This window comes from Streptosporangium pseudovulgare (assembly GCF_014648055.1).
Lineage (GTDB): Bacteria > Actinomycetota > Actinomycetes > Streptosporangiales > Streptosporangiaceae > Streptosporangium > Streptosporangium pseudovulgare.
Genome location: NZ_BMQJ01000045.1, coordinates 1 through 11,160, shown reverse-complemented (window position 1 = coordinate 11,160; position 11,160 = coordinate 1). Strand labels below are relative to the sequence as shown.

At 68.1% G+C, this 11,160-nt stretch carries 11 protein-coding genes and 2 pseudogenes; 5 read left to right on the top strand and 8 right to left on the bottom strand.

What is annotated here, in order from left to right; translation table 11 throughout:
* Positions 1–2,403: Tn3 family transposase (locus IEZ10_RS38150; protein ID WP_189251369.1), on the top strand; the 2,403-nt coding region annotated here is incomplete at its 5' end.
* Positions 2,404–2,424: 21 nt separating this feature from the next.
* On the opposite strand, the gene IEZ10_RS38145 is transcribed toward IEZ10_RS38150, so the two are convergent.
* Together IEZ10_RS38145 and IEZ10_RS38140 are read right to left on the bottom strand one after the other, a co-directional pair.
* Positions 2,425–3,309 carry a recombinase family protein gene (locus IEZ10_RS38145; RefSeq protein ID WP_189251368.1) on the bottom strand — a complete coding sequence of 295 codons (885 nt, stop codon included), beginning with the start codon at positions 3,307–3,309 and terminating at the stop codon, positions 2,425–2,427.
* Positions 3,310–3,550: 241 nt separating this feature from the next.
* Positions 3,551–4,633 carry an alpha/beta hydrolase gene (locus tag IEZ10_RS38140; protein ID WP_189251367.1) on the bottom strand — a complete coding sequence of 361 codons (1,083 nt, stop codon included), beginning with the start codon at positions 4,631–4,633 and terminating at the stop codon, positions 3,551–3,553.
* 110 nt (positions 4,634–4,743) lie between these two features.
* Here IEZ10_RS38140 and IEZ10_RS38135 point away from each other — a divergent pair, with 110 nt between their 5' ends.
* On the top strand, positions 4,744–5,490 hold the full coding sequence (locus tag IEZ10_RS38135; RefSeq protein ID WP_189251366.1) for a TetR/AcrR family transcriptional regulator: 747 nt from the start codon (positions 4,744–4,746) through the stop codon (positions 5,488–5,490).
* A 305-nt stretch (positions 5,491–5,795) separates the two neighbouring features.
* On the opposite strand, the gene IEZ10_RS38130 is transcribed toward IEZ10_RS38135, so the two are convergent.
* The 3 genes from IEZ10_RS38130 to IEZ10_RS38120 are packed head-to-tail and all read right to left on the bottom strand — an operon-like array spanning position 5,796 to position 7,976.
* The gene (locus IEZ10_RS38130) at positions 5,796–6,353 is read right to left on the bottom strand and encodes a GNAT family N-acetyltransferase (protein WP_189251365.1); all 558 of its coding nucleotides are present in this window, start codon (positions 6,351–6,353) and stop codon (positions 5,796–5,798) included.
* A gap of 26 nt (positions 6,354–6,379) precedes the next feature.
* Entirely contained in the window at positions 6,380–6,895 is a 516-nt protein-coding gene (locus tag IEZ10_RS38125; RefSeq protein ID WP_189251364.1) for a Tn3 family transposase, read from the bottom strand.
* Positions 6,846–7,976 carry a PP2C family protein-serine/threonine phosphatase gene (locus IEZ10_RS38120; RefSeq protein WP_229812089.1) on the bottom strand — a complete coding sequence of 377 codons (1,131 nt, stop codon included), beginning with the start codon at positions 7,974–7,976 and terminating at the stop codon, positions 6,846–6,848. Before IEZ10_RS38120 ends, IEZ10_RS38125 begins: the two co-directional genes overlap by 50 nt.
* Positions 7,977–8,430: 454 nt before the next feature.
* Here IEZ10_RS38120 and IEZ10_RS40545 point away from each other — a divergent pair.
* Positions 8,431–8,616, top strand: a pseudogene (locus IEZ10_RS40545) (DEAD/DEAH box helicase family protein); the annotation flags it as partial.
* Positions 8,617–8,691: 75 nt separating this feature from the next.
* Here IEZ10_RS40545 and IEZ10_RS40540 read toward each other — a convergent pair.
* Both IEZ10_RS40540 and IEZ10_RS39715 read right to left on the bottom strand, forming a co-directional pair.
* A pseudogene (locus IEZ10_RS40540) lies at positions 8,692–8,889 on the bottom strand (DUF4158 domain-containing protein); the annotation flags it as partial.
* 248 nt (positions 8,890–9,137) lie between these two features.
* A complete protein-coding gene (locus IEZ10_RS39715) occupies positions 9,138–9,461 on the bottom strand; it encodes a Tn3 family transposase (RefSeq protein ID WP_268246437.1) in 324 nt (107 codons plus the stop codon).
* On the opposite strand from IEZ10_RS39715, the gene IEZ10_RS40190 reads away from it, so the two are divergent.
* Positions 9,423–9,554 carry a WD40 repeat domain-containing protein gene (locus tag IEZ10_RS40190; protein ID WP_268246440.1) on the top strand — a complete coding sequence of 44 codons (132 nt, stop codon included), beginning with the start codon at positions 9,423–9,425 and terminating at the stop codon, positions 9,552–9,554. The two genes, IEZ10_RS39715 and IEZ10_RS40190, sit on opposite strands and share 39 nt — an antisense overlap.
* 93 nt (positions 9,555–9,647) lie before the next feature.
* Here IEZ10_RS40190 and IEZ10_RS38105 read toward each other — a convergent pair whose 3' ends face one another.
* The gene (locus tag IEZ10_RS38105) at positions 9,648–9,818 is read right to left on the bottom strand and encodes a hypothetical protein (protein ID WP_189251361.1); all 171 of its coding nucleotides are present in this window, start codon (positions 9,816–9,818) and stop codon (positions 9,648–9,650) included.
* Between the two features lie 310 nt (positions 9,819–10,128).
* Between IEZ10_RS38105 and IEZ10_RS38100 the strand changes: the two genes are divergently transcribed.
* Positions 10,129–10,866 carry a hypothetical protein gene (locus IEZ10_RS38100; RefSeq protein ID WP_189251360.1) on the top strand — a complete coding sequence of 246 codons (738 nt, stop codon included), beginning with the start codon at positions 10,129–10,131 and terminating at the stop codon, positions 10,864–10,866.
* Positions 10,867–11,160 lie beyond the last annotated feature (294 nt).

Below are 11,160 nucleotides of genomic sequence, written 5' to 3'. Positions count from 1 at the left end.
CGGCTACGTACCGCGCCGACGCGGGCCTCGGGCCGGGTGATGGTGGCGGAGTTGCGTCGGGTGGCCGAGATCGGCGGTTTGGGCGCCGGGGCGGTGCGGGTGGAGCCGGTGCCGGCGGTGAAACTGTCGGCGCTGGCCCGCCACGGGCTGGCCTCCAAGGCTCCGACGCTGCGAGATCTGGAAGGCGATCGGCAGGCGGCCACGCTGCTGGCCACCGTGCGGCACCTGGAGACCTCGTCCGTCGATGACGCCCTGGACGTGCTGGACCTGCTCATTACCTCCAACCTGCTGGCCCGGGCCGAGCGGGCGGGCAAGGCCGAGCAACCGCGCACCTTCCCGAAGCTGCGCAAGGCGGCGCGCACGATGGCCTCGGCGGTGGAGGTGCTGATGTCGGCGCCGGAGGCGACCGAGGATCGGCTGGTGTCGCTGGTGGAGGTGTGGAAGGCGATCGAGGAGGTGGTGCCGCGTGACAAGCTGGCCTCGGCGGTGGAGACGGTCGCGGCGTTCGTGCCTACGACTGACGATGACGCAGCCGCCGAATGGCGAGCCGAGCTGGTCAAGCGGTATCGCACGGTGCAGGGCTTCATCGAGTTGCTGCTGGAGGTGATCCGCTTTCGCGCGGTCGAGGCCGGCACACCGGTGCTGGCGATGGTGCGCACCGCCGCGGCGATGGCCAAGAGCCGCCGCCGCTACGCACCGAGCGATATCGCAGCGCACGAGGAGTTGATCACCGGGTCGTGGCGGCCGCTGGTCTACCGCAACCCGGACCTGCCGGAGGGGCATATCGACAAGGCCGCGTTTGTGCTGTGCGCGGTTATGCACCTGCATCATGGGCTGCGCCGGCGTGATGTGTTCGCCGAAGGGTCCGAGCGCTGGAGCGACCCGCGGGCCCGGCTGCTGGACGGGGACGCGTGGCAGCAGGCGCGGCCGCGCGTCCTCACCTCGCTGGAGCTGGAGGTCGAACCGGCCGGCCATCTGGCCGAGCTCGCCAGTGCATTGGAGGGCACCTACGCCCGGGTGCTGAACGGCTTGGGCGCCAACACCGCGGTGCAGTTCGTCGGCGGCCGACTGCAATTGGAGAAGCTCGGCGCGGCCGAAGAACCGCCCTTGATGAAGGAGCTACGCACGCTGATCGATGGCATCCAGCCCCGGCTGGACTTTCCCGAGCTGTTGCTGGAGGTGTTCGACCGCACCGGCCTGCCGGGCGACTTCACCCACATCTCCGGCGCTGACGCGTCGATGGAGGACTTCGGGGTGAGCCTGGCCGCGCTGATCGTGGCCGAGGCGTGCAACGTCGGCCTGGTCCCGATCGAGAAACCGAATGTACCCGCGCTGACGAGGGCCCGGCTGCTCCAGGTCGACCAGGGGTACCTGCGCGGCGAGACGATCGCGGCGGCCAACGCCCGCCTGATCGCGGCCCAAGCCGAACTCGACATCGTCGCCTGCTGGGGCGGCGGGCACATCGCCTCTGCCGACGGGTTGCGCTTCGTGGTGCCGGTGCAGAACCTGCACACCGGCCACAACCCCGTCTACTTCGGCCGTCAGCGCAGCGCGACCTGGCTGAACGTGATCAACGACCAGGTGATGGGCATCGGCGGGCTGGTGGTGCCCGGCACGCTGCGCGACTCGCTGTTCATCCTGGACGCCATCCACAACCTCGACGGCGGGCCCAGACCGGAGACGGTGGTCACCGACACCGCCAGCTATTCCGACATCGTCTCGGGCCTGTTCGCGATCTGCGGCTACCAGTTCTCCCCGCGCATCGCCGACCTGGCCGACACCCGGCTGTGGCGCACCAACACCCGCGCCGTCTACGGGCCGCTGGAGCACATGTCCCGCCACACCGTCCGGCTGGACAAGATCCGCGCGCACTGGGGCGACATGCTGAGGGTGGCCGGCTCGCTGACGATGGGCACGGTGCGCGCCTACGACCTGATCCGGATGCTGTCGGCCGACGGCCGCACCACGGGCCTGGGCGAGGCGTTCGCCCACTATGGCCGCATCTTCAAGACGCTCCATCTGCTGCAGTTCATCGCCGACGAAGGTTATCGGCGGATGATCGGCACCCAGCTGAACGTGCAGGAGGCCCGTCACCGGCGGGCGCGGAAGATCGCCTTCGGCAACCGGGGCCAGCTGCGCCAGCGCTACCGTGAGGGCCTGGAAGATCAGCTGGGCAGTCTGGGTCTGGCGTTGAACGCGGTCATCTGGTGGAACAGCCTGTATCTGGACGCTGCCGTCAAGCACCTGCGTGAGCAGGGGTTCCCGGTCACTGACGAGATGTGCGCGCGGCTGTCGCCGATCCAGTACGACCACATCAACTTCCTGGGCCGCTACGCCTTCTCCCGCGCCGATGTGGCCGGGGGTTTGCGTCCCTTCCACGATGGTGCTCACGAGGGCGGTTGAGCCCCGGCGTGGCCAGGGCGGTCAGGCGCCGAGGCCGGGACCGGCATCCTCGGCCAGCACGCGATAGACGCTGGCCAGCGACGGGTGCCGGCCCTTGTTCTTGCCGGCGGGGATGACGAGCTTGGCCGCGATCTCCGGAACCGGCACGCCCCGGGCGCGCAGCGACCGGGCATAGGCGATCATGTCGTCGTCGAACACCTTGGGACGTCCGCCGTGGCGGCCGCGCTCACGCGCGGAGGTCTGGCCCTCCAGCGACTTCTCCCGGATGTACTCGCGCTCGGACTCGGCCATCCCGGCGAAGAACGCAAACAACGCGGCCCCGTGCCCGCTCGGGTCGTACACCCCCTGCAACGGGCCGGTCAGCAGCTCCAGCTGGATATCGGCCCGGCGCAGTTCCTCGGCGATGGTCAGCAGCTCGGCCGCGCCGCGGCCCAGGCGCTTCATCTCATGCACCGTGAAGATCACCCGCTGGTGCGGGACGGCCTGCTTGATCGTGCGGGCGAACTCCATGGCCTTGGCGAACTCCGGCCGCACCTTCACGCGCGTGCTGATCTTCTCGGAGAAGATCGGCTCGCAGCCTGCCGTCTCCAGGGCGTCCAGCTGGCTCTGCAGCTCTTGCTGCTCGGTGGAGCACCGGGCGTAGCCGACCCTGGTCGGCCTGGCCCCGGCGACGGCGGCAGCGGCGTCGCGTGCCGGGCCCGCCGCCCAGGCCCGGCCAGGCCCGCGATCGGCGGGTGTGCGTAACTCCAGATCGGCCCGCAGCTGCGGCACCAGCGTGAAGCGTGGCGTGTGGTACTTCGGCGCGACCTTCCCGCCCCGCGTCCGGCAGGCGCTGCCCGCCGGCGCCTGGCACGTCGGACAGTCGAACGCCTCAACTGCGGCCGCGGGGTCATCAAGATCGCTCATGTCGCAAAACCTATCGTGAACCGTGTTGTGAGAACACAGTTTTGCGAGAGGTTATGAGAACGACGGCCAGGGACAAACCGGACACCGCCGGAGGGCTGGCCAGGGTCTGTCAGAACTCCTCATTTCTGAGAACACACAGAGCCACCGTGGCTATGTGGAGCCAGATTGCGTTCCGCTTGCAGCGGCGCCGATGTCCAGTCGTCTGGCCGACGGGTTGGTGATGGTCAAGGGCTGTGGCGCTTCACCAGGTGATCGGTTGGCTGGTGAGCAGGGGCCGGACCTTGGTGAGCATCAGGTCGAGGAATTGGTCGGGGTGGCGGAAGGAGGCGAAGTGGCTCGCGTCCTGGATGAGGGCGAAGTCCTTGACGGGTGCGGTGACGTCGTTGAAGAACCGCCGGACCGGCTCGGGCGGGGTGATGACGTCGCGCTCGCCCTGGAAGATGAAGAACGGGATGGCGAACGTGGTGCCTTCGGCCCATTCGTCGATGGTCGCGGACTCGGGCGCGACGCGCTGGGAGAAGCTCATGGCCTTGGTGTAGACGGGCAGCTCGCGCAGGGAGTGCAGGGGTGAGGACAGCAGGGAGCCGATTACGACGGTCTTGATGGTGTCGAAGGTGAGCGGGTCGGAGCCGACGGTGTGCTTGTTGTACTGTGACCAGTCCTCGACGCTCCAGGCCGTCTTGTCCGGGCCCATCGCGGTGACGGCGGCCAGTTCCTTGCGCTTGCCGGCCGTGCCGAGCCGGTCCAGCAGCGCGCGGTAGGCGGTGTGGTCGCGGCCGCCGGCGTTGATGTTCTGGTCGGTGCCGACGTAGGCGGAGTACAGCTCTGGGTGGTTGCGGGCCAGGCGCAGGCCGATGAAGGAGCCGAAGGAGCAGCCGAGCAGCACGACTTTGTCGACGCCGAGGCGGGCGCGGATGTGCTGGGTGACCTCCAGGGCGTCGCGCTCGAGTCGCTGCAGGCTCAGGTCGCCCTGTCTGTCGGGTCCGCCGCGAGCGAAGGTCTTGCCGGCGCCGCGCATGTCCCACCGCACGATGGTGAAGTGCCGTTCCCAGGCGCGGGTGCGTGAGGCGAAGATCAGGTTGGTGGCGCCGGGGCCGCCGTGGAGTTCCAGGATCACCGGGTTGCGGTGGTCTTCGCCGCGGATGGAGATCCATTGGTCGATGCCGCCGATGCGGGCGAAGCCGGATTCCTCGATGCCGTATGGGCTGGTGATGCGCAGTCGTTTGGCGTGGGCGGTGCGCCTGAGCCGGCGGTAGCCGAGCAGGCCCGCGGCGGGGACGGCGATGACCGCGATGGCGGTTGCGGCGACGGCGATGCCGAGCATCTGTTACTCCTCTAAACTGTTTATGTCTTAAACAATCATGTTTACGCTATATACAGTTGTGGGAGGGTGTCAACCGACGTCCGCGAACGACCTCACCAAGGGGAGCGACCATGGCCAGGGCAGCCAAGCCGCGCGAGAACAAAGACAAGAAGGCGCGCGACCTGCCGACGGGCATCGCGCTGCTGTGGGGCGAACAGGACCAACCCGCCCGCGGCCCCAAGCCCAGCCTCACCCCCCAGCGCATCGCCCAGGCCGCCGTGACCCTCGCCGACGCCGAAGGGCTGGAGACCGTCTCGATGAACAGGGTGGCCGCCGAATTCGGCGTCTCGGCCATGGCCCTGTACCGCTACGTGCCCGGCAAGACCGAACTCGTCGAATTGATGGTCGAAGCCGTCCTCGCCGAACCTCCCGACCTGTCGGCCGTCGGCTCCGGCTGGCGAGCTCGGCTTTCCGCGTGGGCCCACCGCCAGTGGGCGGTCTACCAGGCCCACCCCTGGCTGCTGGCCGCCACCGCCATGCGCCGGCAGATCATGGGCCCCCACCAGCTCGCCTGGATGGACACCGCCCTCGCCGCCCTGGAACCGACCGGCCTTACCCCTGGCCAACGCCACCAGGTCTTCCTTCTGATCGCCGGGCAGGTACGCAGCCTCGCCCAGCAACGGGCCGACTTCGACGAGGACCACAACCGCGAATGGGGCCGCCTGACCAGCGAACTACTCAACCGCCACAGCGATCGCTTCCCCGCCCTGACCAAGGCGATCGCCGACGGCGCATTCACCTCCACCGAGCTCGATCCACTCGACTTCGGCCTTGATCGCATCCTCGACGGCGTCCAAGTGCTCATCGACCGTGCCTAGCGAGCATCACCCCCCTACGATCGCTGACCTGCTGACGCAGCTGCGACGCAGGTCAACGACGGCATCCGTCGGCGGCCCGAGTCGACCGACAAGGACTCGCGCAGACCAACGCGATTTGGGCTCATCGGCGTGACTCTTGGTCCCTGTAGCGCCAAGATCCGGTCCGATCCTCCCCGGAGGCCGACACACGGGGTTGGGCCAGGGCTGGCACCGCTCATCTTGCCCGGCGAGCGTCCGTGCCAGCTCCTCCAGCTCGGCACGCTGCAGGGCCTGGACCTAACGGCTGAGGCGAACGCCGGGGCGGATCAGTCCGCGCCAAGTCCCTTGCGGAGCAGCAGTCCGTGGCCACCGAATCCGGCCGAAGAGTAGAAGTCGACGGCGTCCTCGTTCGGCGCGAAGATCACCGCAAGGAGGAACTCGACGCCGCGGTCCCTGGCGATCTGCTCAGCCGCGGCCAGCAAAGCCCGACCGACACCTCGACCGCGATGGCGGTCAAGAACCACAGTGTGGACCTCCGCGGTGCGGCGCGGAATCAGGATCTGATGGTCGGGAGGCGCCGATCGCAGGACGACCTCCGCCATACCCGCTGCCTCACCATCCACCTCAGCCACGAGTAGCAGATCATCCTGCCCGTCGCGCAGACGACTCTCGAAGTAGCCGCGCACCACATCGACGTCCGGCCGGCGATGGACGGACGGGCCAAGCCCAACGTGATGCTCCGCGTTCGCCATGCGTAGCTCGACAAGCGCGGAAACATCTTCCAACTTCGCACTTCGGACCGAAACGGCCACGTAGAACCCTCCATCAGCGATCTTGTAGAGAGACCGCCTGCGATCAACCTGTACGGCGCTGTCACGCACCATATGCCGCGAGATAGCAACGTATCGCTTCAGATCTCGTCGTCTTCGGCGGCATCGGGGTCGCGCAGGTCGCGGATGGCGCCGTGGGCTAGCTCGGGCAGGGCAAAGGTGTAGGTGCCGTGGACGCCGAGGTGGGAGTGGACGAACGGGGACAACCGGGCCATGTCCTCCTCCCGGACCGGATAGCCCTGGGCTTTGAGCTGACGCACGGCGGCATCCAGGTAGACGGTCGTCCAGAGGGTGACGCAGTTGAGGACGAGACCGAGGGCGCCGAGCTGATTCTCCAGGCCGCGCTCGTAGCGGTGGTAGAGCTCGCCCTTCTTGCCGTGGCAGATCTTCCGGGCGAGGGAGTGGCGGTTCTCTTGGAGGTTGCGGATGTCCTTGATGTCGCGGCGGTAGGTCTCATCCACGTCGATGAACTGGAGGATGTGCAGGGTCTTGAAGATCCGTCCGTAGGAGGCGATCCATCGGACGCACCTTCGCCAAGCGCGACCATCACGGACGGCCTGGCGAGGACGGGCCGCCCAGCCGGTCGTCCGTCGCACGGACGGCGACGACCGCGATGTCGTCGTCGAGTCGGCCGTGGCCGTAGTGGACCAGGTCTGTGTGGAGTTGTTCGAGCAGCCGGGAAGGAGAGTCCGCGTCCCACTGACCCGCGTGCTGCGTCAGCGGGAAGAACGCGCCGGTGTGGTCGCGGGTCTCGATGACGCCGTCGGTGTACAGCAGCAGTTGGTCGCCGGCGGCGAAGGGAAGGAGGTCGATCTGATAGTCCTGCCCGAGTAGAGCGCCCATGTTGATAGGCGGCGAGGGAGCCGTGGGAGTGACCTCGCGGACCGCTCCCGCGCGGAGCAGCAGCGGCGAGGGGTGGCCGCAGTTGACGATTTCGACCACCGGTCTGTCATCGAGGAACTGGGCGAGCAGGACAGTCGCGAAGGACTCCACGTTGTCACCGGACAACAGCGATTCGTAGCGACTCATGCTCACGTCCAGTCGGCGCGCCAACCGCGCCAGGTCCGGCTCGTCGTAGGCGGCCTCGCGGAAGCTTCCGAGGATCGCGGAGGCCGCGCCGACCGCGGGTAGTCCCTTTCCACGAACGTCTCCGATGATCAGACGGACGCCGTAGGGCGTCTCCAGCGCTTCGTAGAAGTCACCGCCGACACGGGCCTGGGTCGCGGCAGCGAGGTAGAGCGCGTCGATGTCGAACCGGCCGAGGCGGTGGGGCATGGGGCGCAGCAGGATCTTCTGTGTCGTTTCGGCGACGGAGCGGACCTGAGCGAGATGCTCCTCCCGCTGCTGGCGCACATGGCTGGCGTAGGCGGCCGCGGCGGTCACACCCGCGATCATCGCGCTTGTGAACAGTTGGGTGTGCATTTCCCCCGGAGTGCCGATGGTTACGGCGATCAGGACGTCGATGGCCAAGACGAGCAGGCCGAGGGCCACCGTTTCGATCACCGGCCACATCGAGGCGGCCAAAGCGGGAGCGATGACAAGAAAGCGGCTGAAGTAGAGAGGGCTCGGAGTCAGAACGGCTACCACGGTGACGACGGCGATCAGCGCCAGGGGCGCCAGGAGCACTGGCTCCTCTCTGAGAAGGTCCGCGCGCCACAATCGACTGGAGTGGGTCACCTCAGCATCGTAGGGTGACCGGCCTGTACCCTGCGTAATTGAACCCGCCTGTTTGGATCGGCTGCCGCAAGGCTGACGTGCGCGTTCGTCGGAGCGCACCTCGGATCGCAGTTCGAGTTCGTCCAGTCCCAATGGATGACGACAGCGTCCCCGTCGGCGCGGGCAACGCGAGAGATCCCGTGGTCGGACCGAACGACGGCACCGGCGACTTCACGATCCCTCGGTGACCTGCACGGCGGCGCCTGCCGGAGCTGCCGCAGTTTGTTGTTACACGCGGCGGCCAGTACTGCTTCATGCCCGGGCTGAGTGCCCTGTGCTGGCTCGACGACCTCGAAGACCGATGCGCAGTGGAGGACGCCTCTCAGACACGGTCGCCAGGGTGGGGGTCTCATGGATACGTTGCACCTGCTGTGCAACGTGATCGTCCTGGCCGCCATGTTTCTACAACCGGGGCATTCCCGACGGCTACGGCTGGGACGCCTTCTTCGGCCTCGGCCCGTACGCGGAGCTGGAGCAGGCCGCCCGCGTCTACCGCTACGACGCCGTGTTTATCCTGGATGCCCTGGACGATTTCAACTCCGCCGACGACCTGGTCTGGGCCAAGGAACGCGAGATCCGCCGCGTGCACGAGCTCATCATCCAGGGCTACTACGACGCCGGGTACAGGCCCATCTTCGTGCCCGCCGACGACGCCGGCCGCCGCGTCGGCCTTCACCTGCCCGGCCATGTAGTCCACCGCCGCCCGCGGCACCTCACCCGCATGTCGCGGGAAACGGCCCTCCTGCTCAAAGAACTTCAGCAGCAGGCCGAAGCCCAGACGGGTCGCCCCCGTCTTGTTCCCCATCAGATCCCAGTCGCTGTCCAGCAGCGTCCACGCCGCGATCAGCTCCTCAGGCTCCCACTCCCGACGCATCCCCCCCGCTCCCTTCGCCTGACCGACCCCCGAGAACAGGGCACACGATCGAACGGGGAACACCCCCTACGCCCCGGTACGCGCGATTCGTGACGACTACGAACCGCAATCGTGATCTAACTCATCGCTACTTTGGGGCTGGGGACGCCTTCGGGAGCAGGACGCCCTGACGAAGGGGCTTTGGCCCGGGACCGATGCGCGCCGTCCTGCCAGGCGGGCGCGCACCGGCCCCTACCGCGATCATGAAGCTAGTCCGGGCTGCCCGCCTCCGGGGCCGGCACGGCGCCGCCGAGCGAAAGGCGCTTGGCCACGTCCAGGCGGACCTCGCCATAGGGCTGCACGTGCTGCCAGAACAGCGGGGTCAGCCCGCGCTGGTCGGCGGGCTTGAGCAACTCAGCCCACTCGGGGTCGGCCAGGACGTCCTGCAGCATCAGGGTGTTGATGTACACGAGCGCGGCCTGCAGGATGCGCAGGCACAACACGCTCATCTCCAGCTCCTCACGCCGGTTGGTGGCGATGTCGCCGCCTTTGCCATAGAAGATGACCGAGTCGGCCGGCCCCTCACCGGCCACACCGGCCCCGTCTTGTCGGTGGTGTTCAGCCCCGACGGCAAGATCCTGGCCACCGGCAGCGGGGACAAGACCGTACGGCTGTGGCGGCTGTGAAGTGATTTCAATCAAACGCGGCCCGCCGACGCGCCGCCTGGCGGCCGCGGGCCGGGCGTGCGACCCTGGCGGCCGGTCCCGGCCCGCACCGCCCTACGACGCGTCGGACAAAAGCTTGGCCACGCTGATCGCCTCGAAGCCGTCATCGTTGTCGGCCCCGGCCAGCACCGGTGAGCGCTCGGCACCCCCGGCGCACAGGTGCAGCCGGTAGCGGCCCGGGGCGATGGGAGCGCCGTCGACCGAGAGCCGGCCGTCCTCGGTCAAGGCGATGCCCTCATGAATCACGAGGGCAGGCAGAGTGCCATCGCGGTGAGAGTCCATGACCTCGAAGCCTGGCTCGGCCGCTGTCCTCGTGTCCGGCCAACGGCCTTGCGAGGCCGGGACAGGTCAGGCATCGGCTAACCCGCCGGCCGGGCCCGGACCGCAGCCACGCCATCGGGAGTGCTCAGGTGTTGCCCGGCGGCTGCACCTGCCGCTACAGGTGCAAACGCTGACAAAGGCCATCACCCTCCATCTCTCATCCAGGCCTCGGTATCCTCATCTCCCACCGCGTCGCCGAAGAGGACTCCCCTACGTGAGCCGCTCGAAGTACAACGATCTGGTGCAGGCCACCCGCCGCATCACCGACGCTCTCGGCCTCGACCACGCCACCGCCGTGGAGCTCGCAGCCGATCTGGAAAAAGACGGCTGCGCCGGCTGGTCTGGCGGGGACTTGCTCCTGCTGTCTTTAAGCCAGCTCATCCAGCAACGCGCCGCCGCGGCGAAACCCGACGCGCCGCCCGCCGACGCCACCGGCTGCCCGTGGATCGTCGCTGTGCACCGCGACCGTGACGGTCAGCTCATAGAGCAGAGCAGCGGAATCTCTTGGACGGCCGCGCTGCGCGACGTCTTAGGTGCGCTGCCGTTCGGCGACGAGCCGTGGACCCTCACGCTGCGCGGCCCCCAGGGCACCGGCGCTCGGGCCGAGCAGCGCGGCGCGGAAGCCCGGTTCAAGACACGAGCCGGCGTCGAGACGGCGATGCGCGCACCGCGCTGGGGCGGGGTGATGGAGGCGATGCAGCAGGAATGGGCCGACATCGCCCGGTCGATCTCCCCTACCGGAGTGTTCCCTCAGATCGATGCGGAGTTCTCCCGCCCCTCGCTCGACATGGCGAAAGTCCGGGAGCTGGCCCTATCGGCCGGCATCCCTGAATCCGAACTGGACCAGGCAATCGCTGAGCAGGTGAGCCTGCGGCACTACATCGTCTACCGCACCACCGGAGCTGACCACATCGAAGCGATGCTCCAGGCGCTGGAAGACCGCCCGCTATGACCCGCCCGCGTGCGCAAGGGATCCAAGACAGCAGCCCTGCTTTCTGCACCGACACAGATGCCGCCACGGCGGGCGCAGGTTCCACGCGGATGTGTGAGGCCGCCTGCCGCATCAACCCTGCTTCATCCGGCCTGGCGTTGAGCGGGCATACCGTGTGACTGGTCCTGCTGGCTCTCCCCGCTCCCCTGTGGGGCTGTTCTTGAGATGGCCTGATCATGTGTCACGAGTGCTCGTCTGATCGTGTGGATCAGGCGGGCTCTCTTCGTTTCCGGACCCGTAGCCGTGCTCGCCAGG